Source organism: Pseudomonas sp. PKS (genome assembly GCF_051913525.1).
In the GTDB taxonomy this organism is placed as follows: domain Bacteria; phylum Pseudomonadota; class Gammaproteobacteria; order Pseudomonadales; family Pseudomonadaceae; genus Aquipseudomonas; species Aquipseudomonas guariconensis_D.
In genome coordinates this window covers 1-22736 of record NZ_JBEGDO010000018.1, presented here as the reverse complement: position 1 = coordinate 22736, position 22736 = coordinate 1, and the positions used below count along the sequence as shown (strand labels likewise).

At 64.1% G+C, this 22736-nt stretch carries 21 protein-coding genes and 2 pseudogenes; 6 read left to right on the top strand and 17 right to left on the bottom strand.

Annotated elements, in window-relative coordinates; translation table 11 throughout:
• Nucleotides 1–190: 190 nt before the first annotated feature.
• The 6 genes from ABOA88_RS17590 to ABOA88_RS17565 all read right to left on the bottom strand — a co-directional run bounded on the left by ABOA88_RS17590 (nt 191) and on the right by ABOA88_RS17565 (nt 4772).
• Nucleotides 191–757 carry a DUF4136 domain-containing protein gene (locus ABOA88_RS17590; RefSeq protein ID WP_367851930.1) on the bottom strand — a complete coding sequence of 189 codons (567 nt, stop codon included), beginning with the start codon at nt 755–757 and terminating at the stop codon, nt 191–193.
• Between the two features lie 19 nt (nt 758–776).
• Complete coding sequence (locus ABOA88_RS17585; RefSeq protein WP_196169171.1) at nt 777–1412, bottom strand: DUF4136 domain-containing protein; 636 nt, start codon at nt 1410–1412, stop codon at nt 777–779.
• Nucleotides 1413–1433: 21 nt separating this feature from the next.
• Nucleotides 1434–2183, bottom strand: a complete 750-nt coding sequence (locus ABOA88_RS17580) for a methyltransferase domain-containing protein (RefSeq protein ID WP_070572668.1) — start codon at nt 2181–2183, stop codon at nt 1434–1436.
• Nucleotides 2180–2485 (bottom strand): MazG-like family protein, encoded by a 306-nt coding sequence (locus tag ABOA88_RS17575; protein ID WP_043207849.1) that lies wholly within the window; start codon nt 2483–2485, stop codon nt 2180–2182. Before ABOA88_RS17575 ends, ABOA88_RS17580 begins: the two co-directional genes overlap by 4 nt.
• Before the next feature lie 80 nt (nt 2486–2565).
• On the bottom strand, nt 2566–3417 hold the full coding sequence (locus tag ABOA88_RS17570; protein WP_367851931.1) for a MaoC family dehydratase: 852 nt from the start codon (nt 3415–3417) through the stop codon (nt 2566–2568).
• 2 nt (nt 3418–3419) lie between these two features.
• Entirely contained in the window at nt 3420–4772 is a 1353-nt protein-coding gene (locus ABOA88_RS17565) for a 3-oxoacyl-ACP reductase (RefSeq protein WP_196169169.1), read from the bottom strand.
• A 119-nt stretch (nt 4773–4891) separates the two neighbouring features.
• Here ABOA88_RS17565 and ABOA88_RS17560 point away from each other — a divergent pair, with 119 nt between their 5' ends.
• Nucleotides 4892–6169 (top strand): acetyl-CoA C-acetyltransferase, encoded by a 1278-nt coding sequence (locus ABOA88_RS17560; RefSeq protein ID WP_196169168.1) that lies wholly within the window; start codon nt 4892–4894, stop codon nt 6167–6169.
• Nucleotides 6170–6359: 190 nt separating this feature from the next.
• On the opposite strand, the pseudogene ABOA88_RS17555 reads toward ABOA88_RS17560, so the two are convergent.
• The 5 genes and pseudogenes from ABOA88_RS17555 to ABOA88_RS17535 all read right to left on the bottom strand — a co-directional run.
• Nucleotides 6360–6956, bottom strand: a pseudogene (locus ABOA88_RS17555) (methyl-accepting chemotaxis protein); the annotation flags it as partial.
• 261 nt (nt 6957–7217) lie between these two features.
• Nucleotides 7218–8147, bottom strand: a pseudogene (locus ABOA88_RS17550) (cache domain-containing sensor histidine kinase); the annotation flags it as partial.
• Between the two features lie 337 nt (nt 8148–8484).
• Nucleotides 8485–8889, bottom strand: coding sequence for a Cu(I)-responsive transcriptional regulator (gene cueR / locus ABOA88_RS17545; protein WP_043207839.1), 405 nt, complete (start codon nt 8887–8889; stop codon nt 8485–8487).
• Nucleotides 8886–11285 carry a heavy metal translocating P-type ATPase gene (locus ABOA88_RS17540; RefSeq protein ID WP_367851933.1) on the bottom strand — a complete coding sequence of 800 codons (2400 nt, stop codon included), beginning with the start codon at nt 11283–11285 and terminating at the stop codon, nt 8886–8888. The genes cueR and ABOA88_RS17540 overlap by 4 nt, the downstream gene beginning before the upstream one ends.
• Before the next feature lie 52 nt (nt 11286–11337).
• Nucleotides 11338–11724 carry a hypothetical protein gene (locus ABOA88_RS17535; RefSeq protein WP_196169165.1) on the bottom strand — a complete coding sequence of 129 codons (387 nt, stop codon included), beginning with the start codon at nt 11722–11724 and terminating at the stop codon, nt 11338–11340.
• Nucleotides 11725–11868: 144 nt separating this feature from the next.
• On the opposite strand from ABOA88_RS17535, the gene ABOA88_RS17530 reads away from it, so the two are divergent.
• Nucleotides 11869–12066 (top strand): heavy-metal-associated domain-containing protein, encoded by a 198-nt coding sequence (locus ABOA88_RS17530; protein ID WP_070572655.1) that lies wholly within the window; start codon nt 11869–11871, stop codon nt 12064–12066.
• A gap of 105 nt (nt 12067–12171) precedes the next feature.
• Nucleotides 12172–13353 carry a multidrug effflux MFS transporter gene (locus tag ABOA88_RS17525; RefSeq protein WP_367851934.1) on the top strand — a complete coding sequence of 394 codons (1182 nt, stop codon included), beginning with the start codon at nt 12172–12174 and terminating at the stop codon, nt 13351–13353.
• Here the strand turns inward: ABOA88_RS17525 and ABOA88_RS17520 are convergent.
• The gene (locus ABOA88_RS17520) at nt 13304–13501 is read right to left on the bottom strand and encodes a hypothetical protein (protein WP_230387734.1); all 198 of its coding nucleotides are present in this window, start codon (nt 13499–13501) and stop codon (nt 13304–13306) included. The two genes, ABOA88_RS17525 and ABOA88_RS17520, sit on opposite strands and share 50 nt — an antisense overlap.
• Nucleotides 13502–14094: 593 nt before the next feature.
• Here ABOA88_RS17520 and ABOA88_RS17515 point away from each other — a divergent pair.
• The gene (locus ABOA88_RS17515; RefSeq protein ID WP_196169163.1) at nt 14095–14808 is read left to right on the top strand and encodes an ArsR/SmtB family transcription factor; all 714 of its coding nucleotides are present in this window, start codon (nt 14095–14097) and stop codon (nt 14806–14808) included.
• Between the two features lie 182 nt (nt 14809–14990).
• On the opposite strand, the gene ABOA88_RS17510 is transcribed toward ABOA88_RS17515, so the two are convergent.
• From ABOA88_RS17510 to ABOA88_RS17490, 5 genes are all read right to left on the bottom strand, one after another.
• Nucleotides 14991–15941, bottom strand: coding sequence for an adenosine deaminase (locus tag ABOA88_RS17510; RefSeq protein ID WP_196169162.1), 951 nt, complete (start codon nt 15939–15941; stop codon nt 14991–14993).
• Between the two features lie 173 nt (nt 15942–16114).
• On the bottom strand, nt 16115–16801 hold the full coding sequence (locus ABOA88_RS17505; RefSeq protein WP_196169161.1) for an SDR family oxidoreductase: 687 nt from the start codon (nt 16799–16801) through the stop codon (nt 16115–16117).
• Between the two features lie 389 nt (nt 16802–17190).
• Nucleotides 17191–17778, bottom strand: coding sequence for an IMPACT family protein (locus ABOA88_RS17500; RefSeq protein WP_367851935.1), 588 nt, complete (start codon nt 17776–17778; stop codon nt 17191–17193).
• Nucleotides 17779–17787: 9 nt separating this feature from the next.
• Entirely contained in the window at nt 17788–18450 is a 663-nt protein-coding gene (locus ABOA88_RS17495) for a TetR/AcrR family transcriptional regulator (RefSeq protein ID WP_070090382.1), read from the bottom strand.
• Nucleotides 18451–18539: 89 nt separating this feature from the next.
• On the bottom strand, nt 18540–19454 hold the full coding sequence (locus ABOA88_RS17490; protein WP_070090381.1) for a LysR family transcriptional regulator: 915 nt from the start codon (nt 19452–19454) through the stop codon (nt 18540–18542).
• A gap of 310 nt (nt 19455–19764) precedes the next feature.
• Here ABOA88_RS17490 and ABOA88_RS17485 point away from each other — a divergent pair, with 310 nt between their 5' ends.
• Both ABOA88_RS17485 and ABOA88_RS17480 read left to right on the top strand, forming a co-directional pair.
• A complete protein-coding gene (locus tag ABOA88_RS17485; protein WP_196169159.1) occupies nt 19765–21111 on the top strand; it encodes an aspartate aminotransferase family protein in 1347 nt (448 codons plus the stop codon).
• A gap of 69 nt (nt 21112–21180) precedes the next feature.
• Nucleotides 21181–22674 carry a CoA-acylating methylmalonate-semialdehyde dehydrogenase gene (locus tag ABOA88_RS17480; protein WP_043207811.1) on the top strand — a complete coding sequence of 498 codons (1494 nt, stop codon included), beginning with the start codon at nt 21181–21183 and terminating at the stop codon, nt 22672–22674.
• Nucleotides 22675–22736: the final 62 nt, after the last annotated feature.

The following is a 22736-nucleotide window of genomic DNA, read 5'->3' as shown; positions in this document are numbered from 1 at the left end:
GCCGTGCGCGGTCGACGAATCGCGGTGGTATCACCGGCCCATTCGCGGGTAAACCCGCTCCCACAGGTTCTGTGGTGCTGTCAAACTTGTCGCTGTGCCTGTGGGTGCTCTCAACAACACCGCTGGACCTGCGGGAGCGGGTTTACCCGCGAATACGGGCGAAACCCGTGCCATTCACCGCGCCGCTCGCTTACTGCCGGCGCGGTGGATAGTGCGACATCACCTGGGTGACGGTCTTCTGGATCGCGGTGTTGCGTTCTTCCGGTCCGGGCGGGTAGTTGTTCATGATCTGTTCGGCGCTGGCACGCCAGACCAGCTTGCCGTCACGACCGTCGAACATGTCCACCTGGATGGTCGCGACCTTGTAGTCGACGCTACGGGTTTCGTTGTACATCGGCCCGCCCCAATAACCTCCCCAGTACCCACCCCAGGCGCCGCCGTAGTTGGTGGTGATCTGCTGCTGGCGTTCCTCGACGATCAGGTAGGTGCGCACCTTAACATCGGCCTGGGCATTGCCCTGCACCGGCCGCAGGCCGCGTTGGTCGAGCTGGTCGGCCACGGCCTGGCGGATGCGCTGCTCGGTCAGGTCGCTCTTGAGCCGTGGGTCGTCCGGGCGGTACTGCAACGCCGGCTCCTGCCAGGCCCAGCTGCGGTAGGCAGCGAAGTCACGGCTGGCATCGAAATCCTGGGTGACATTGTTGTTGGCGCAGGCGGCGAGCAACAACGCAAATGACAACAGAACGAGGCGGCGCAACATGATGGTTCTCCGTTGGACACTAACTGGGAGGATAGCCGCTCAGTGCCTTGCCCACTGACTCGCGCAAAGCGTTTTCGCGGTCCCGTGGCGAGTCCTTGCCGCTGCCACTCTCGGCGCTGGCGCTCCACACCGGTTGGCCGTCGCGCGCGTCGAATAGGTCGATGCGCACCACCATGACTTCGACTTCATAGGTACGCACGATCGGCACGCTGCCATAGGCGCCATAGCCATTGCGATAACCGCCATAGCCGATGCTGCCGTAGGGGTACGGGCCGTAGTAGGGGTCGTAATAGTCGTAGTCACGCACCTGGCGCAGGCGACGCTCCAGACGGATGTCGGCGCTGACCAGAAGGTCCGCGGCATTGCCGCGTGCAGGACGCAAACCATGCTGGTCGAGGGCGCTGCTGACCGCCTCGGCCAGTTGCGCAGGGTCGGCGTTGGCATTGGCACTTGGTGGCTGGCCGTCGCGCCAGCGCCAGCTGCGATAGCGGCCATAGTCGCGCGGCGGTGCAGGATAAGCGCTGGCATCGAAGGTGGTGGCTGCCTGGGCCGGTGCCGGCGGCAGTGGCCGGCTGCTGGCGACATAAGGGTTGCTGCCCTGGCACGCGGCCAGGGTCAGGGTGAGCAATGCCAGGCAGCGTTGCGGGTACGGCATGGGGTCCTCCCGGCGAGCGGGTCAATGCGGTCGGCAGATCCAGTGCAGGTAGCGGCCAAGCCCTGCGAAGCTGGGGTGGCGGCGATGTGCGAGCTCCATTTCCAGCAGGTCGAGCAGCTCGGCCTTGGCCTGGAAGTCCTTGGGCATGTAGTCGTGGAACACCCGCACACCACTTTCACTTTCGACTTGCCACAGGGGTTCAAGTTGCGCCTTGAGCTCCCTTGGATCAAGCGGTTTCTGCGGAGTCAGGCTCTGACTTTCACCCGCCAGGCGGTTGCTGCGCAGCTTGCGGAAATGGCCTTTGAGCAGGTTGCGATAGACCAGCGCGTCACGGTTGTAGAACGCCAGGGACAACCAGCCGCCAGGAGCGGTCAACTGGTGCAGCACCGGCAGGATGCTCTCGGGTTCGGCCAGCCATTCCAGCACGGCGTGGCACAGCACCAGGTCGAACGGCTCGGTCAGTTGGCCGAGCAGGTCTTGCCAGGGGGCCTGGATGAAGGTGGCTGCCTGGCCGGCCTCGGCAAAGCGGGCACGGGCACCGTCTAGCATGGGCGCGGCGGGTTCGGCGAGGGTCAGGTGGTGGCCGCGTTCGGCCAGCCACAGGGCCATGTGGCCCAGTCCTGCGCCGATGTCCAGCACACGCAAGGGGCGGTCGGGCAGGGCTTCGGCGAGGTCGGCCTGAAGGACTGCGAGGCGGATCGCGCCTTTGGCGCCGCCATAGATCTTCTCGGCGAAACGGGTGGCCAGCTCATCGAAATGACGGTCGTTCATTTGGCGAAGCGCCTCTCGCTGTCGGCCAGCTTGGCACGCACCACTTCGTTCATGTCCAGGCCCAGTTCGCTGCACAGCAGCAACAGGTAAAGGACGATATCGCCCACTTCCTGGCCGGCGTGGGCGAGTTTCTCTGGGGGAAGCTGGCGCGACTGGTCCTCGGTCAGCCATTGGAAGATCTCCACCAGTTCAGCCATTTCGACACTGGCGGCCATGGCCAGGTTCTTGGGGCTGTGGAAGCCGCGCCAGTCGTTGGTGTCGCGGATCCGGTGCAGGCGTTCGGTCAGTTCTTGCAGGTTCATTGGGCTCTCCTAATGGCGCATAGCTTCGGATGAGCCTGGCTGCAAAGCAAGCGCCTCGGGCTGCACGGCAGCCCCAGGGGCTAGAGCGGGGACCAGCGCCCTAGCATGTGTACCAGCGCCCCATGCCCCTCCAGGCGCAGCACACCTTCCGGCCCGGCCTCGCTGGCACTGAGCACCACCTCCGAAGGCAAGCGCACGGGCTTATGGAAATCCACCGCGAAGGCATAGCCGCTGGCCGGCAGATGGCCGCGCAAGGCGGCCATCGCCATGGCCTTGGTCCACATGCCATGGGCGATGGCGGTGGGGAAGCCGAACAGGCGGGCGCTGGAGGCGCTCAGGTGGATCGGATTGTAGTCGCCGCACACCTTGGCGTAGCGCCGGCCGATATCACTGTCGGCGTACCACCGGGTGACCTCGGGCAGGTTGCCGGGGTCGACGGTCTGCACCTCGTCCCCCTGGCCTTCCAGACGCAGGCCGCGTACCAGCATCCGGCTGGTTTCCCGCCAGAGCAGACCCAGCCCATCCTCGGCCTCGGTGACCAGGTCGAAGGTGCCGCCCTTGGCGTGGGGTTGCAGGTTGTCGGCGTACACCGCAAAGCGCAGGCCATCGATACCACCCAGCGGACGATGGACCTGGATTTCGTTGTGCAGGTGGACCAGACCGAGCAGCGGGAAAGGGAAGCGATGGGCCGTGAGCAACTGAAGCTGCAAGGTGAAGGCCATGATGTGGGGGTAGGTCGGCGGCAGGCGGCCGTGGTCGGCGAAATGGCACAGCCGGCGATAGGCCGCCAGGTTGTCGGGCTGAACCCGCAGGAAACAACGCAGGCCGTCCTGGGGCAATCGGTCGCCGCTGATACCGCGTTTGCGCAGCGCCCGCAGGTAAAGGCTGGCGCGAGCGTCGGGGCTGTGCAGGTCGTGCCATGAACGCGTCATTGTCATGCCCCCATCAGTGCCTGGCCGCAGACCCGCAGGACTTGGCCATTGACCGCGCCTGAGCCGGGCTGGCTGAGCCAGGCGATGGCCTCGGCGACGTCCTGTGGCACGCCGCCCTGGCCCAGCGAACTCAGGCGTCGTCCGGCTTCGCGCAGGCCCATGGGCATGGCGGCGGTCATGTGGGTTTCGATAAAGCCTGGGGCCACGGCATTGATGCTGGCGCCCTGCGGGGCCAGCTTGGGTGCCCAGGCCTGGGCGAAGCCGATCAGGCCGGCCTTGCTCGCTGCGTAGTTGGCCTGCCCGCGATTGCCGCCGATGCCGCTGACCGAGGCGAGCAGGGTAATGCGCGCGCCGTCGTGAAGCTTGCCGGCGTCGAACAACGCTTGGGTGAGGACTTGCGGGGCCTTGAGGTTCACGGCCAGCACCGCGTCCCAATATTCGGGCGTCATGTTGGCCAGGGTCTTGTCGCGGGTAATGCCGGCGTTGTGCACCACGATGTCGAGGCCGTCGGGCAGGGCTTCGACCAGCTTGGCTGGGGCATCGCTGGCGCAGATGTCCAGGGCCAGGGCCTCGCCACCGAGGCGATCGGCAAGGGCGTCGAGGTCTTTTTGTGCCTGTGGGACATCCAGCAGGATGACGTCCGCGCCGTCGCGGGCCAGGGTCTCGGCGATGGCTGCGCCGATCCCTCGGGCGGCGCCGGTCACCAGGGCGCGGCGGCCGGCCAGCGGGCGGGTCCAGTCCTCGACATGGTTGGCGCAGGGCCCCAGGCGCAGAACTTGCCCGCTGATGAAGGCGCTGCGGGGCGACAGGAAGAAGCGCAAGGCGCCTTCGAGTTGGTCTTCGGCGGCCTTGTCGACATACAGCAATTGCACGGTGGCGCCGTCGCGCAGCTCTTTGCCCAGCGAACGGCTGAAGCCTTCCAGGGCGCGCTGGGCCACGCTGGCCTGCGGGTCGTCGAGGCTTTCGGGCGCGCGCCCGAGGATCACCACATGGGCACAGCGGGCCAAGCTGCGCAGCAGCGGCTGGAAGAATTCGCGCAGTTGGCGCAAATCGTCGCTGTCGACCAGATGGCTGGCATCGAACACCACGGCCTTGAGCTTCGGCCCCAGGCCCGCGACCCAAGGCTGAGCCTGCAGGCCTTCGCCGTTGAAGCTGTAGAGGGTGTCGGTCAGGCGTGGGGCGATGGCCTCGACCTGGGCTGCCAGGGGCCCGCCTCCGAGCACCAGGGCACCCTCCACGGGACGCAGGCGCCCTGCCTGCCATCGCTCCAGCGGCGCCGGACGGGGCAGGCCCAAGGCATCGACGAGACGTCGGCCAAGGTTGGAGTTGGCAAAGTCGAGATAACGGTCGCTCATGTGCGGGTCTCCCAGGGGACAAGCTTGCAAGTGTGGACCAAGTTTGTGTCGAGGTCGTTCGACTGCGGTAAAAACACCTAGTCTGTACGGATCAAATTGTTTCAGAAGGAACATGCGCCATGGTTTCACCCCGCCGCGTCGCGATCCTGGGCGCCAACCGAATCCCGTTTGCCCGCTCCAACGGCGTCTATGCCAAGGCCAGCAACCAGGCGATGCTCACCGCCGCGCTAGAGGGCCTGATTGAACGCTGCCATCTGCATGGCCTGCGCCTGGGCGAGGTGGCCGCAGGCGCGGTGGTCAAGCATGCCCGCGACATGAGCCTGACCCGCGAGAGCGTGTTGGGCTCACGGCTTTCGGCGCAGACACCGGCCTATGACCTTCAATTGGCCTGCGGTACGGGCCTGGAGGTCGCGCTGCTATCGGCCAACAAGATTGCCCTCGGGCAGATCGACTGTGCCATCGCCGGCGGCGTGGACACCGCTTCGGACGCCCCGATCGCCGTCAGCCCTGGCCTACGCCGCATCCTGTTGCAGGCCAACAGCGCCAGGTCCTGGCCCGAGCGGCTCAAGCCGTTCCTCAAGTTGCGCCCCCGACACTTTGTACCTGAGCTGCCGCGTATCGAAGAGGCTCGCACGGGGCTGTCGATGGGCGAGCATTGCGAGCGCATGGCGCAGACCTGGCAGATCGGCCGTGCCGAGCAGGATGAGTTGGCCCTGCTCAGTCATCAGCGCCTGCTGGCCTCGTTCGACGAGGGCTGGCATGAGGACCTGCTCACGCCTTACCTGGGCCTGGCCCGGGACAACAACCTGCGCCCGGACCTGACCTTGGAGCAGTTGGCCAAGCTCAAGCCTGCGTTCGACCGCAGTGGGCAGGGCACCCTCACGGCCGGCAACTCCACGCCGCTGACCGATGGCGCCTCACTGGTACTGCTGGGTACCGAAGAATGGGCCAGGGAGCGCGACTTGCCTGTGCTGGCGTATGTGGTGGATGGCGAGACCGCGGCAGTGGATTTCGTCACCGGTCACGAAGGGCTGTTGATGGCGCCTGTCTATGCGGTGCCTCGGTTGTTGGCGCGCAATGGGCTGAGCCTGCAGGATTTCGACTACTACGAGATTCACGAAGCCTTCGCCGCCCAGGTGCTGTGCACGCTCAAGGCCTGGGAGGACGAAGAGTATTGCCGTACGCGCCTGGGCCTTGCGCAGCCGTTGGGCGCCATCGATCGCAGCAAGCTCAATGTCAAAGGCAGCTCCCTGGCGACGGGGCATCCGTTCGCGGCTACCGGCGGGCGCATCCTGGCGAACATGGCCAAGTTGTTGGCCACGGCCGGCAAGGGCCGGGGGCTGATCTCCATTTGCGCGGCGGGTGGGCAGGGGGTGACGATGATCGTCGAGCGGTGAGGGGGCTGCTGTGCAGCCCATCGCAGGCTGTCGCCAGCTTCTACTGACGCGGTAACCGGCGAACCCTAGCTGTTAGGCTCCGTTGGGCTCCACGCCTGGGGCGTTGCGGTTCTAGCGCCGGCAGACGCGGCCTTTTCGCGGGTAATCGGGGCGCGGAACCGCCGCTCCGACTTACCCGCGAAGGGGTGACTCAGGTACGGAACCTGCGCACCAGTGCATCCAGCTCATTGGACAGCCCTGCCAGGCTTTCGGAGTCCTGGCGTGCGGCCTGGGCCAACTCGGCCACCAACTGGGCATCGCCGTGGATCTGGCTGATGTGGCGGTTGATGTCCTCGGCCACCTGGTGTTGTTCTTCGGCGGCAGTGGCGATCTGGGTGTTCATGTCGCGAATGATGTCCACCGACTCGCGGATCTGCCCGAAACTGTCACGCGCCAGGCCAATGCGGCTGACCGACTGCTGAGAGACCTCGAGGCTGGCATGCATCTGCTCGGCGACCTCGGCGGTGCGTGAGGCGAGGTTGCCCAGCAGGCCGTCGATCTCGGCAGTGGAATCGGCAGTGCGCTTGGCCAGGGCGCGGACTTCGTCGGCGACCACGGCAAAACCGCGGCCTTGCTCGCCCGCGCGGGCGGCTTCGATGGCGGCGTTCAGGGCCAGCAGGTTGGTCTGCTCGGCGATCGAACGGATGGTGCCGAGAATCGACTGAATGGCATTGCTGTCGCGTTCCAGTTGCTGGATCGACTGGGCCGATTGCTCGATCTCCTGGCTCAGGCGGTCCACGCTCTGCACCGCCGCATCGATCTGCTGCTGGCCTTCGCGGGCCTGCTGCTGACCGCTGTCGGCCGACTGCGCGGCCTGGCTGCAGGAGCGGGCCACTTCGTTGGCGGTGGCGACCATCTCGTGGAAGGCGGTGGAAACCATGTCCACCGACTCGCGCTGGCGGCTGGCCGCTTCGCTCATGTCGCTGGAGACGCGGGTCGAGCTGTTGGAGGTGTGCAGGATCTGCCCGGCGGCGGCGCCGATGTGCTGGATCAGACTGCGGATGGCGCCGAGGAACTGGTTGAACCAGTTGGCCAGTTGCGCGGTTTCGTCGCGGCCGTGGATTTCCAGGCTGCGGGTCAGGTCGCCTTCGCCCTGGGCGATGTCTTCCAGGCCGCTGCTGACGCTATTGATCGGCCGCACGATGAGTTTGGCGAAGGCCGCGCCGACACCTGCGAACAGCAAGGCCAGGACCAGGGCGATGGTGCCGATCACCCAGGTCAGGCGGGTGGTGGTCTGCATGACTTCGTCGTGGCGGATCAGGCCGATGAAGGTCCAGCCCGTCTGGGCGTCGGGATAGATGTTGGCCATGTAGCGTTCGCCGCCCAGCTCCACCTCGACCAGGCCCTTGTCGGCCTTGGCCAGGGTGGCATAGCCGTCGCCGAAGCTGTCCAGTTGCTTGAAGTTGTGGTTGGGGTCGCGCGGGTCGACGATCACGTTGCCGTTTTTCTCGACCAGCATCAGGTAGCCGGTTTCGCCCAGCTTGATCTGCTTGAGCAGGTCAGTCAGCCCATTGAGCGACACATCGATGCTGACGACGCCGCCCAGGCTGCCCAGTGCGTTGCCCACCGCGCGTACCACACTGATCTGCACCACGTCGCCGGATGCCCAGTAGTAAGGTGCAGTGCGCAAGGTCTTGCCGGGGTTGGCCAGGGCCAGCTGGTACCAGGGGCGCTGGCGTGGGTCGTAGTTGGCGAAGGTATCGTCGTTCGGCCAGCCGACGTAGCCGCCGTCGCTCACGCCGTAGGAAATGTAGGCGTAGCTGGGATGGGCCTCGGCCAGGCGGGTCATGAACTCGAAGACTTGTTTGTCCTGCTCGCCCAGCTCCCGAGTCGGGTTGGCGGTCAGGTACTTGTTCAGGTTGTTGCCGGTCGCTGCGACCACCGGTTGCGCCGCAATGTAGTTCACGTTCTGCTCGATGCCCTGGAAGAACAGGTTCATCGCATTGCCGACTTGGCGGATTTCCCGGCTGCTGTTGCCGAGGAAGTCTTCACGGGCTTCACTGCGCAGGTTGAGCACCACCAAGGTGGCCACGAGGACGATGGGCAGGCCCGCGATAATGGCGAAGGCCCAGGTCAGTTTTTGCTTGATGTTCATCCACGATCCCCGATTGTTTTTATCGATACCTGAGGCAGGTGTCTAAGACATCGGCAGCATTCGGTTTTTTTGTAGGGGAGTGCCCAGATTTATTAGCCGAAATCGTGTTTTGTGACCGTTCGGTCATGTTTTGCGCCCAGCCTGCAGCAGCGACCTGGGGCCGCTCCTGCAGGGGAGGGGGTCAGGCGCAGCAGCTCTTGCCGTTGGCCAGGTCCTTGAGGATCGGGCAGTCCGGACGGTCATTGCCCTGGCAGTGGGCAGCCAGGTCGCTGAGCGTATCACGCAGACTGACCAATTCCTCGATCCGCTTGTTCAGCGCCTCGATGTGTTGCATGGCCAGGGCTTTGACGTCCGCGCTGGCGCGCTGGCGGTCCTGCCAGAGGGTCAGCAGCTTGGCCACCTCCTCCAGGGAAAACCCCAGGTCACGCGAGCGCTTGATGAACGCCAGGGTGTGCAGATCGTCCTGCTGGTACAGGCGATAGCCACTGTCGCTGCGCACGGCCGGCTTGAGCAGGCCGATGGACTCGTAGTAACGGATCATCTTGGTGCTGAGCCCGCTGCTGCGGGCGGCTTGGCCGATGTTCATGGGTGTTCCTGCGCGTTGTCGGTGGGCTTCCAGGTCTTGAGCCACAGAGCGTTGCTCACCACGCTGACACTCGACAAGGCCATGGCAGCGCCGGCCAGCACGGGGTTGAGCAGGCCGAACGCGGCCAGTGGAATGCCGATCAGGTTGTAGATGAAGGCCCAGAACAGGTTCTGGCGGATCTTGGCGTAGGTCTTGCGGCTGATTTCGAGCGCCGCAGGCACCAGGCACGGATCGCCGCGCATGAGGGTGATGCCGGCGGCCTGCATGGCCACGTCGGTGCCGCCACCCATGGCAATGCCGATGTCGGCAGCCGCCAGGGCCGGGGCGTCGTTGATGCCGTCGCCGACCATCGCCACCACCCCGTCACGCTTGAGGGCGGCCACGGTGGCGGCTTTGTCTGCGGGCAGCACTTCGGCATGGACATCATCGATCCCCAGGGCCTCGGCCACGACCTTGGCGCTGCCCCGGTTGTCGCCGGTCAGCAGGTGGCTGCTGATGTGTTGCGCGTGCAAGGCTTCGATGGCGTGCCCGGCACCGGGCTTGAGGCTGTCACCGAAGGCGAACAGGCCCAGCACCCGCTGTTGCGGCTGGCGCTCGATCAGCCACGACAGCGTGCGGCCCTCGGCCTCCCAGGCTTGGGCCTGGGTGGCCAGTTCGCCAGGCGACAGGGTGCTTTCATCGAGCAGGCGGCGGTTGCCCAGGGCCAGTTCGCGCTCGCCGACACGTCCGGCGATGCCACGGCCGGTGAGCGATTGGCTGTCGGCCACCTGCGGCACGTCCAGGCCCTGTTCGGCACAGGCGTCGAGCACGGCCTTGGCCAAGGGATGTTCGCTGCCGCGTTGCAGGGCTCCGGCCAGTTGGAACAGTTCGCCGGTGTTGCCGTGGAGGGCTTGGCTATGGACCACGCGAGGGCTGCCGGAGGTCAGGGTGCCGGTCTTGTCGAACACCACGCGATTGACCGCATGGGCGCGCTCCAGCGCCTCGGCGTCCTTGATGAGGATGCCATGGCGGGCGGCGACACCGGTGCCTGCCATGATCGCCGCAGGCGTGGCCAGGCCCAGGGCACATGGGCAAGCGATCACCAGCACAGCGACGGCATTGATCAGCGCGGTTTCCAGCGGCGCACCGGTCAGCCACCAGCCAACCAGGGTGATCAAGGCGATCACCAGCACTGCCGGAACGAACACCTGGCTGACTCGATCCACCAGCTTCTGGATCGGCGCCTTGGCCGCCTGGGCATCTTCGACCAGGCGGATGATCCGGGCCAGCACGGTTTCGGTGCCCAGGGCCTGGGTGCGGATCAGCAGGCGGCCTTCGCCGTTGATCGCGCCGCCAGTGACCGGGTCGCCGGGCTGCTTGGGCACCGGGAGGCTTTCGCCGCTGATCAGGGCTTCGTCGGCATGGCTGCTGCCCTCAAGCACCTCGCCGTCGACCGGGAATCGCTCGCCAGGTTTGACCAGCACCAGATCCCCCACGCGCAACTGGTTGATCGGCACCTCTTCCTCTCGGCCGTCGACCACCCGCACGGCCCGGTCCGGGCGCAGGGCTTCCAGGGCCCGGATGGCGCTGGCGGTCTGGCGCTTGGCGCGGCTTTCCAGGTACTTGCCCAGCAAGACCAGGGCGATCACCACCGCCGAGGCCTCGAAATACAGGTGCGGCTGCATGCCTGACGGCGCCTGGGCCCACTGGTACAGGCTCAGGCCGTAGCCTGCGCTGGTACCCAGGGCCACCAGCAGGTCCATGTTGCCGGCGCCTGCGCGCACGGCCTTCCAGGCGGCCACATAGAAGCGCGCGCCGAGGATGAACTGGACCGGCGTGGCCAGCAGGAACTGCACCCAGGCCGGGAGCATCCAGTGCAGGCCGAAGGGTTGCACAATCATGGGCACTACCAGGGGCAGCGCCAGCAACAGCGCGGCGCCGACGGCCAGGCGCTCGTTGCGCAGGCGACGCTGGGTATCGGCCTGGTCATCACGGGCGGCCAGGGGCAGGCTGGCGCTGTAGCCTGCCTTTTGCACGGCATCGATCAGCAGGGTGTCGTCGAGTCCCTGGAGGACTTCGAGGTGGGCGCGTTCGCTGGCCAGGTTGACGCTGACGTGCTCGACCCCCGGTACCTTGGAGAGGGCGCGTTCGACGCGGCCCACGCAACTGGCGCAGGTCATGCCGACGATCTGCAATTCGACGGTGCGGGTGGGAACGCCATAACCGGCCTCTCGAACCGCGTCGACGAGGGCCGGAAGGCTGTCGGCCGGGGCTTGGACCCTGGCCTGTTCGGTGGCGAGATTGACGCTGACCTGTTCAGCGCCGGTGACCTTGCGCAGTGCGCGCTCTACCCGGCCGGCACAGCTGGCGCAGGTCATGCCGGAGATCGGCAGGTCGAACGTGGTGGATGCGGACATGGCTCTCCTCCTTGGACAGGCCCTCAGCATCAACCTTGCCACACGGGGAAGGTCAATACCCCAAGCCGGACCTCTTCAATTGCAGCCCATTGGCACCCATGGCGATGCGGTATTTGCTGATCTGTCCGGCCTGCAGGGTCAGGCGTGTGCTGCGTTGGTCCTCGATGCCGGGCGCACAGCCAGGCACCTGTCCTGGCAACAGACGTAGGCGGACGTCCACCGGGCCTGGCGGCAAATTGAAGGAGGTGGATTGCTCCTGGAACAGGCGCCCGGAGAGCTGGTCGTTGAGGTAGATGCCGATCTCGCAACTGGTGGCCACTTCCAGGCGTTCCCGGGAAATGATCAGCACGCTGTAGTCCGAGTTGCCTTCGGCGCTGGCTGGCGGCACCGCGGCCAGTGCGCCCAGCAGTCCAACCAGGCCCAATGCTGCCCTGAACATGAAGAATCTCCTGCTTGCCAAATCGTCAAAGGCGCAGCTTGGCCGAGCCGCGCGCGGATTTCCAGCCCGGCCGGTCAACGCAATACTTGACCTTGCCATTATGGCAAGGACGAGACTGCGAAAAACCCCTGAAGGAGACACCCGATGCAAGTGTTCAATGTTCAAGGCATGACCTGCGGCCATTGCGTGAAGGCGGTAACCCGAGCGGTGCAGGCGCAGGATGCGGCCGCCCAGGTGCAGGTCGATCTGCCGAGCCAGCAGGTGCGCGTACAGAGTCAGTTGGCTGCCGAGCAGATCCTGGCGGCGATTCGTGAGGAAGGTTACCAGGCTGAGCAAGCCTGATCGTCCGGGGGCGCATAGCGCCCCCATTTATTACAAAGGTTTTCAAGCTGATCGGGCCCAGTGCAGGTAGACTGACGCACTTGCTTAGCCAGCTATGGATTCCCGATGAACCTGCGAATAGTGTTGATCCTGGGCGCCCTGAGTGCGTTCGGGCCCTTGGCGATCGACTTCTACCTGCCCGCCTTCCCCGCCATGGCGCAAGCCTTCGGCACCGACGAAAAGCACGTCCAGACCACACTGGCGGCCTACTTCCTTGGCCTGTCCCTGGGCCAGTTGGCCTATGGCCCGGTGGCCGACCGCTTCGGCCGACGTGCGCCGCTGCTGTTCGGCATCACCCTGTTCACCCTGGCCTCCCTGGCTTGTGCCTATGCGCCGAACCTCGAGACGCTGGTCCTGGCGCGTTTCGTCCAGGCCCTGGGCGGTTGCGCGGGGATGGTGCTGTCGCGGGCCATTGTCAGCGACAAGTGCGACCCGGTGGCCTCGGCCAAGGTGTTCTCGCAGTTGATGCTGGTGATGGGGTTGGCGCCGATCCTGGCACCGATGCTCGGCGGGGTGCTGGTCAATGTGTCGGGCTGGCAGTCGATCTTCCTGGCTTTGAGCCTGTTCAGTGCGGCCTGTCTGCTCGCGGTGAGCCTGGGGCTGCCGGAAAGCCTGCCGCCGGATGTGCCTCGCCAACCGCTGTCCGGTGCCTTGCGCCAGTACCTGCGCTTGTTGGGTGACCGGGTGTTCCTGGGGCACGCGCTGACCGGTGGGGTCGCCATTGCCGGCATGTTTGCCTATATCGCCGGCTCCCCCTTCGTGTTCATCAAGCTGTATGGCGTCCCCGCCGAGCACTATGGCTGGTTGTTCGGTACCAACGCCGCAGGCTTCATCCTCATGGCCCAGGTCAACGCGCGTCTGCTGGCCAAGCGCGGCCCGGCCTTCCTGTTGGCGCGGGCGGTGTGGTTGTACCTGCTGGCGGGCTTGGCGCTGCTGTGCGTCGCGGCGTTGCGGCCGGAGTCGTTGTGGCCTCTGCTGGTGCCGTTGTTCCTGTGTATCGCAAGCCTGGGCTGCATCATCCCCAACGCCTCGGCGTGCGCCATGAGCGGTCAAGGTGCCAGGGCGGGGAGTGCCTCGGCCTTGATGGGCTGCGCGCAGTTCAGCGTCGCCGCCGGCGCCGCAGCGCTGGTGGGCGTGCTGCACGATGGCAGTGCGGTGCCCATGGCCTTGGTGATCAGCTTGTGTGGCGTGCTGGTCGTCAGTGTCGCGATGTTGACTCGGCGCTTGCAGGCCAGGCGTCCCGCATGAGTGGGTGAGGTGCCTGCAGGCGACTTTCCAGCGTGGCAACGAACGCGCGAGCTTCGGCTTCGCTGCGAAAACTCACCACATGCTGGTCGAGCCGGACCTGCCACGGGCAGTTGGGGTTGCGGTTCGAAGCACTGACGACAATCTTCATCGCGGCATACCTCCAAGGGGCGGGAGCCGATGGAGTTTAGCGCTGCCACTTGTAGGTGCCATGGCTTGTCGCAGTCCTTCGGACTGACGGTCGTGCCTTTGGTCGGTGGGGGCGCCCGGTTGGTTCGGGCAATGTTCAGTAGCATGTGGAAGCTTCGCTTTGGCCTGCCGTACATGAGGAAGACTTGCGTCGGTATTGTTTCCTGCCCTGAACTGTGACTGTCGGTCTCTATGGGGGCGCATGCTCGCCGTCATGGGCCCACCGGTTACATGGCGCTCTGGCCGAGCCCTGAGGCACCGCCGCGCGCCTGGCCGAGGGTGATACCCCCCAATGCTGTTCTGCTTCGTGGACGCCGGCTCCCGGCACAGGCGCAAGGCCTGTAGCGACTTATACTGGCTAGCCCGGCCAGTACCAGCGAGAGAGATTTCCCTGCCAGGGAACGGCAAGAGAGAGCGTCGATTCGAGCACGGCCGGAGTAACTCGTGTCGTTTGCGGGCTCCGGCTCCAGCGTATCCGTTCTTGCCGCGTCCGGCAGAGGTGCCGCGCTGAGGGTTGGCCGATAGGAACCGACGTGATCATGCAGGGAGTTGGAAATGAAAGCAGTCAGCAGTATCGCCCAGATCGCCGGCCTGATGGCCGACCCCAAGCGCAGCGCCATGTTATGGGCATTGATCGACGGGGTCCCTCGCCCTGCCGATGAATTGGCCCTGATGACCGGTCTGACGTCGTCGTCCGCCTGTGCGCACCTGTCGCTGCTGTCGTCGGCGGGCCTGCTCAGGTTGGAGTCACGCGGCCGCAAGCGCTATTTTCGCCTGGCCACGCCACAGGTGGGGGCAGCAGTGGAAGCCCTGGCCAGTGTGCACCTCGAAACCCGCGGGCAAAGAAACACGCAAGCGACACCCTTGCAGGTACCCATGTCCATGCGTCGGGCGCGCTGCTGTGGCGACCATCTCGGGGGCGAACTGGCGGCCGATCTGCTGCATCGGCTGATCGTAGCCGGGTGGCTGGAAGGTACCCAGCAGCAGCCGAGGGTCAGTCTTGAAGGCCGGGCTCAATTGGCCGCTATCGGGGTCTACACCGAGGCGTTGGCATCCGGCCAGAAGAACGGCTGCATCATCTGCCACTGCAGTGAATGGAGCGATCAGGGCCCACACCTGGGGGGCAGCCTGGGTCACGCCTTGTTCAGGTTGTTCCTGCAATCGGGTTGGCTGTGCGAACAGGAGGGCTCACGGGCGTTGCAGATCTCACCACTGGGCGTCCAGCAGATCAACCGTATCGCCCGCATGCCCGCCCTGCAGGTCGGCTAGGGGCTGTAGAAAGGTCTGAGACGAAGGTCAGGCAAGGCGAAAACAGCCGAGGAACGGTCGGAGGCGCGCTCGACTTTACGGGTTGTAAATGAGCATTCCGAGGCTGTTTTCAACGCAGTATCACCGAGTATCAAGGCTTTTCGTACAGCGTCTAGTCCGGGCGAGCCCGCCAGAGAGGCATGTTATCGAACCAAGCGGGCGTCCAGGCTGTTCTGCGCCAGGCGTCGGGCTTGGTCCTGGGTCATGCCCAGGTGGGTGTGCAAGGCATGGAAGTTCTCGGTGATGTAGCCGCCAAAGTAGGCCGGGTCATCGGAGTTCACCGTCACCTTCACGCCACGCTCGAGCATGTCGAGAATGTTGTGCTGACCCATGTGTTCGAACACACACAACTTGGTGTTCGACAGCGGGCACACCGTCAGCGGGATCTGCTCGTCGATGATGCGCTGCATCAGCCGTTCGTCCTCGATGGCGCGTACACCATGATCGATACGTTGGACCTTCAGCAGGTCGAGGGCCTCCCAGATGTACTCGGGTGGGCCTTCCTCCCCGGCGTGGGCAACGGTCAGGAAGCCTTCGCTGCGGGCGCGGTCGAAGACGCGCCGGAACTTGCTTGGCGGATGGCCTTTTTCCGAACTGTCCAGGCCCACGGCGATGAACGCATCACGCCAGGGCAGTGCCTGGTCGAGGGTCTGTTGTGCCTGCTCTTCGCTGAGATGGCGCAGGAAGCTCAGGATCAGGCCGCTGCCGATGCCCAGTTGTTCGCGGCCATCCTTGAGCGCCTGGCTGATGCCATTGAGCACCACTTCGAAGGGGATGCCCCGATCGGTGTGGGTCTGTGGGTCGAAAAAGGGTTCGGTATGCACCACGTTCTGGGCTTTGCAACGCTGCAGGTAGGCCCAGGTCAGGTCGTAGAAGTCCTGCTCGGTCCGCAGTACATCGGCGCCCTGGTAATAAAGGTCGAGAAACTCCTGCAGGTTGTTGAAGGCATAGGCGCTGCGCAGGGTTTCCACATCGGCCCAAGGCAGGGCGATCTTGTTGCGTTCGGCCAGGGCGAACAGCAGTTCCGGCTCCAGCGAGCCCTCCAGGTGCATGTGCAGTTCGGCCTTGGGCAAGGCGTTGAGCCAGTCATACATAGGTGTAGTCTCGATCAGGTACGGTTTGCGCCATTCTACAGGGCAAGGGCAGCGGCTGCGCAGCCCGCAGATGCCACAAGGCCGCCCTAGATCCTCTGCGGGACCTGTGGGGCGGCCTGGTGTCGGGAGGGGCTGCGTGCTGCCTCCCTACGTGGGGTCAACTGGCGTTCAGTTCACCAGATGAGCGCTTCGCCTTTGTAGTTGATAAAGCGAAGACCGGCGTTGCCGCTTTGCGCCTTGATCTGCTCGAGCATGCCGCGGGTGCTGGTGAGTACATCGATTTCGGCATTTTCGCCACCCATTTCGGTCTTCACCCAGCCCGGGTGCATGGCCAGGACGCAGAGGTCCGGACGCTGCAGCTCGACCACGAAGCTGTTGATCATTGAATTGAGGGCTGCCTTACTGGCTTTGTACAGGCAGATCTCGCCGCCGTCGGGGATGGTCACGCTGCCCAGGATCGAGCTCATGAAGGCCAGCACGCCAGTGCCCTCCCGTATCTGGCCGGCCAGGCGACGGGCGACGCGAATCGGTGCCACGGCATTGGTCATGAACAGCTCACCCAGCGCATTGGGGCCTACTGTTTCCAGGTCTTGCGGCAGTGGTCCCATGACTCCGGCGTTGATGAACAGCAGGTCCAGTACTTCGCCCTGCAGGCGTTGACGCAGGGCATCGAGCTGGGCAGTGTCGTTCATTTCCAGGGTCTCGATGCGCACACCGGGCACGGCGCGCAGGGCATCGGCCTTTTGCGGGTCGCGTACGGTGGCGATGATGTTCCAGCCGTCCTCGTGCAGACGTTGCACCAGGCCCAGGCCCAGCCCGCGGGAGGCGCCGATGATCAGGGCGGTTCTGGTAGTGGACATGAGGGGCTCCTTGATCTTTGAAAGTCGGGGTATTGAGGATAATTCAGTGGACCGAATGCTGCCCGGTCGTGACTTGAACAAAAAATGACCATTCGATCCAAGGCCTGTGAATCCGGGCATTTGCTCCAGGGATGCACGGGTTATCCACAATCCCCTCCACATTATCTGTGAGCAAGGTAGCGCATGATTGCGGGCCTCCCCGGCAGGGAACGGGATCGACGGTTTGGGGATAACCTGCTGTTATTCAGGTGCTTGCGAGGCTGTCATGAAAATGTGATCAAAATATGATCAGTGGCCTGGAGGCCTTGTGGTGAAAGGGCTGTACTGAAATGCCCCAAGCTTATCCACAGGTGGACCCACAGTAGTTGTGAGCAACCGCACTGCGAGGGTTATTCACAGGCCTCCAAGCGAATGCGTCCTCGGCTCAGATCCGCCAACTGTTGTTGCAGTGTCTGCAGATGTACCTCGCCAACCGCAACCTGCAGGTCCACGCCGTTGGCAGTGAACTGTTCGTCCAGCACCAGGCCGTCGACTTCCGCCAGGCGCAACTTGAGCAGCGCCAGTTCACTGAAGGTACAACTGCAGTGATACTCGCTGCGCTGGACCAGCAACCGCTTGGGCGCCTGTTGCAGGCATTTGTTGGCCCCACCCCCGTAGGCCCTGGCCAAGCCGCCGGTGCCCAGTTGGATGCCGCCGTACCAGCGGATCACCAGTACCACGACCTGGTCGCAGTCCTGCGCCTCGATGGCGGCCAGGATCGGCCGGCCTGCAGTGCCACCGGGTTCACCGTCGTCACTGCTGCGGTACTGGGCACCAAGCTTCCAGGCCCAGCAGTTATGGGTCGCTGCCAGGTCGCTGTGGCGTTCGATGAAGCTCATCGCCTCGGCGGCACTGGTGATCGGGCCGGCAAGGGTGATGAAGCGGCTCTTGCGGATTTCCTCGCGGAACTCGCAGAGGTCAAGCAGGGTAGAAGGCATAAGTCCGGGTCAGGCTGTCGGGGTGATGCCGCAGCCTTTGAGAATGATGTGGATAAGGTTGTTGCTGGCGTCTTCCATGTCTTGCTTGGTCAGGCGACTGCGCCCGGTGACCTGGCAGATCTGGGTCGCGAAGTCGGCGTAGTGCTGGGTGCTGCCCCAGAGCAGGAAGATCAGGTGGACCGGGTCGACGCGGTCCATCTTGCCAGCATCCATCCAGGCCTGGAACACCGCTGCACGGCCGCGGAACCATTCGCGGTAGTCGGCGCTGAAATACTCGCTCAGGCAGTTTCCGCCGCTGATGACTTCCATGGCGAAGATCCGCGAGGCCTGCGGGTTGCGCCGGGAAAACTCCATCTTCGTGCGGATGTAGTGGCTCAGGGCTTGGGCAGGGTCGTCCTCGACGCTCAAGGCGTTGAAGGTGCTGTCCCACAGCTCGATGATATTGCTGAGCACGGCGATGTACAGGCCAAGCTTGTTGGTGAAGTAGTAATGCAGGTTCGCCTTGGGCAGGCCGGCCTTCAGGGCGATGGTGTTCATGCTGGTGCCCTTGAAACCATGGCGGGCGAACTCGTCTTCGGCGGCCTGGATGATGGCCTGCTCGTTCTTCTGGCGAATGCGGCCTGCGGGTTTGCCCGAGAGGGGGGGACGATGCGCGGGAACTTCAAGGGTCATGGAGGATTCCGTACGAGTCTGTGGCAACGGCTGCCGGACAGATTACCTTCCTCTGAGCACCTGACAAGCATTAGCGTCAGAGTCAGGCATCAACGTGTCGCAGCCAGGCTCTCCAGGAAGCTTTCGAGCACCAGGTTCGGACGCCGACCCTTGCGCGTCACCCAGCTCAGGCTCAGGTCATAGAAGCGCTCAAGGGGCTTGAGCGCACGCAGGCGTCCCTGCTGGACCCAGAACGTCGCGTAGTGGTCAGGCAGGTAGCCGATGTAGCGCCCGGTGAGGATAAGAAACGCCATGCCTTCGCGGTCCGATGCACTCGCCGTGCAGTGCAGCGCCTGGTAATGCGCCTGGATATCGGCGGGCAGGCGAAAGGTTGGCGCGATGGCATCCTGGCTGTTGAGGCGTTCGTCGTCGATCTGCTGATCATCTGCGTAGAACAGCGGGTGCCCGACGGCACAGTAGAGCAGCGAGCGTTCGCTATACAAAGGTTGGTACTCCAGACCCGAAAGCGGGCTGGTCTGTGGCACCACGCCAACATGCAGGCTGCCGTCCAATACGCCTTGCTCGACCTGGCTGGGGGCGATCATGCGGATCTGGATGCGCACATCGGGGCCCCGATCCTTGAGTTCGGCCAGGGCATGGGTGATGCGCATGTGCGGCAGGGTCACAAGGTTGTCGGTCAGGCCGATGTTCAGTTCTCCGCGCAGGTGCTGGTGCAGGCCATTGACCTCGGTGCGAAAGGTTTCCAGGGCGCTGAGCAGTTGCAGGGCCGAGTGATAGACCTCCCGGCCTTCCTCGGTCAGTGAGAAACCGGCGCGGCCCCGTTGGCACAGACGCAGGCCCAGGCGCTGCTCCAGGTCGTTCATCTGCTGGCTGATCGCCGAGCGGCCAATGCCAAGGACGTTCTCGGCGGCGGAGAAACCTCCGCATTCCACGACGCTGCGGTAGATCTTCAGCAGGCGGATATCGAAGTCGCTGACTTGGGCAAGGGGCTGTGGGCGTTTCACGGGGAGCCTTCAATCGAGTGAGTCAGGGGCCAACCTTAACCAAACCCTGTGCATAAATCAGTCGGCGAGCTGCAACTGTTCATTGCATGTCTGCCTGTTCAGCCTCCTGACGGACGGATACAGATACCGGCGTATCGATCAGGTGATTGATCAGTAAAGGGTTAAGGCTGGGTAGCTGATCCTGTCGAGATTAAGTTTAGCCTGCATAAATCTAAAGATTAGAAAAGCGGCATTTTTCTTACGTTAATCCCGTGACAACTTAGCTGCAACAACATCCATCGTTGCCTAATCGTCTTCCGAGGAACCGCCGATGAACATGCCCGAAACCGCCACCACCGGTATCGCCAGCCAGCTCAAGCTGGACGCCCACTGGATGCCCTACACTGCCAACCGCAACTTCCAGCGCGACCCGCGCCTGATCGTGGCGGCCGAAGGCAACCACTTGGTCGATGACAAGGGCCGCAAGGTGTTCGATGCACTGTCTGGCCTGTGGACCTGTGGCGCTGGGCACACCCGCAAGGAAATCACCGAGGCCGTTTCCCGCCAGATGGGCGTGCTGGACTATTCGCCGGCCTTCCAGTTCGGCCACCCGCTGGCGTTCCAGCTGGCTGAAAAGATCACCGAGCTGACCCCGGGCGACCTGAACCACGTCTTCTTCACCAACTCCGGCTCCGAGTGCTGCGACACCGCGCTGAAGATGGTGCGTGCGTACTGGCGCCTGAAAGGCCAGGCGACCAAGACCAAGATCATCGGCCGTGCCCGTGGCTACCACGGCGTTAACATTGCCGGTACCAGCCTCGGTGGCGTCAACGGCAACCGCAAGCTGTTCGGCCAATTGCTGGATGTCGACCACCTGCCTCATACCGTGCTGCCGGGCAACGCCTTCACCAAAGGCATGCCGGAAGAGGGCGGTATCGCCCTGGCAGACGAGATGCTCAAGCTGATCGAGCTGCATGATGCCTCGAACATCGCCGCCGTGATCGTCGAACCGTTGGCTGGCTCGGCTGGCGTTCTGCCGCCACCGAAGGGCTATCTCAAGCGTCTGCGCGAGATTTGCACCCAGCACAACATTCTCTTGATTTTCGATGAGGTGATCACCGGCTTCGGTCGCATGGGCGCCATGACCGGCTCCGAAGCGTTCGGCGTGACTCCGGACCTGATGTGCATCGCCAAGCAGGTTACCAACGGCGCCATCCCGATGGGCGCGGTGATCGCCAGCAGCGAGATCTACCAGACCTTCATGAACCAGCCGACGCCGGAATACGCCGTGGAATTCCCTCACGGCTACACCTACTCGGCCCACCCTGTGGCCTGCGCTGCCGGTATCGCCGCGCTGGATCTGCTGCAGAAGGAAAACCTGGTGCAGTCCGCTGCCGAACTGGCGCCGCATTTCGAGAAAGTGCTGCACGGTATCAAGGGCACCAAGAACGTCGTCGACATCCGCAACTATGGTCTGGCCGGCGCCATCCAGATCGCCGCCCGTGACGGCGATGCCATCGTGCGTCCTTACGAGGCTGCGATGAAGCTGTGGAAAGCAGGTTTCTATGTCCGCTTCGGCGGCGACACCTTGCAGTTCGGCCCAACCTTCAATACCCAGCCGCAGGAACTGGATCGCCTGTTCGACGCGGTGGGCGAAGCCCTGAACCAGATCGACTGATTTCTTCCGACTCTGACGGCAGGCGCATGTTCATGCGCCTGCATCAACCTTCTTTATCTGGAGTTTTGCATGAGCATCGTTCAGCACCTGATCAACGGCGAGCTGGTTTCCAAGGGTGAGCGCACCGCCGATGTCTTCAACCCGTCCACCGGCGAGAGTTCCCGCAAGGTCGAACTGGCCAGCCGCGCAACTATTCAAGAAGCCATCGACGCGGCCAAGGCAGCCTTCCCGGCCTGGCGTAATATGCCGCCGGCCAAGCGTGCCCAGGTGATGTTCCGCTTCAAGCAACTGCTGGAGCAGAACGAAGCACGCATCTCGCAACTGATCAGCGAAGAGCACGGCAAGACCCTGGAAGACGCTGCGGGTGAGCTCAAGCGTGGTATCGAGAACGTCGAGTTCGCCTGCGCCGCCCCCGAGCTACTCAAGGGTGAGTACAGCCGCAACGTAGGTCCGAACATCGACGCATGGTCCGACTTCCAGCCGCTGGGCATCGTTGCCGGTATCACCCCGTTCAACTTCCCGGCCATGGTGCCGCTGTGGATGTACCCGCTGGCCATCGTCTGTGGCAACGCTTTCATCCTCAAGCCGTCCGAGCGTGACCCTAGCTCGACCCTGTTCATCGCCCAATTGCTGCATGAGGCCGGCCTGCCCAAAGGCATCCTGAATGTGGTCCATGGCGACAAGGAAGCGGTCGACGCATTGATTGAAGCGCCAGAGGTCAAGGCCTTGAGCTTCGTCGGTTCGACGCCGATCGCCGAATACATCTATGCCGAAGGCACCAAGCGCGGCAAGCGCGTCCAGGCCCTGGGCGGCGCCAAGAACCACGCGGTACTGATGCCCGATGCCGACTTGGACAACGCCGTCAGCGCGCTGATGGGGGCGGCTTACGGTTCTTGCGGCGAGCGCTGCATGGCCATCTCGGTGGCCGTGTGCGTGGGCGACCAGGTCGCCGATGCGCTGATCGCCAAGCTGGAGCCGCAGATCAAGGCGCTGAAGATCGGTGCCGGTACGTCCTGCGGTCTGGACATGGGCCCGCTGGTGACCGCGGCTGCCCGTGACAAAGTGGTTGGCTATATCGATGATGGTGTGGCGGCTGGTGCCAAGCTGGTCGTCGATGGGCGTGGTCTGCGCGTGACCGGACATGAGGATGGCTACTTCGTTGGCGGCACCCTGTTCGACCACGTCACGCCGGAAATGCGTATCTATAAAGAAGAGATCTTCGGCCCAGTGCTGTGCGTGGTTCGCGTCAAGAGCCTCGAAGAAGCCATGCAGCTGATCAACGAGCATGAATATGGCAACGGCACCTGCATCTTTACCCGTGACGGTGAAGCGGCGCGCCTGTTCTGCGACGAGATCGAAGTCGGCATGGTGGGCGTGAACGTGCCGCTGCCGGTACCGGTTGCCTACCACAGCTTCGGTGGCTGGAAGCGTTCGCTGTTCGGCGATCTGCATGCTTATGGCCCGGATGGTGTGCGCTTCTACACCCGTCGCAAGGCCATCACCCAGCGTTGGCCGCAGCGTGCCAGCCATGAGGCTTCGCAGTTCGCGTTCCCAAGCCTGTAAGTCATATAGAAGCTCTATAGAAGCGGGGAGGCCGTCAGGCCTCCCCGCTTTGCTTTTCAGTC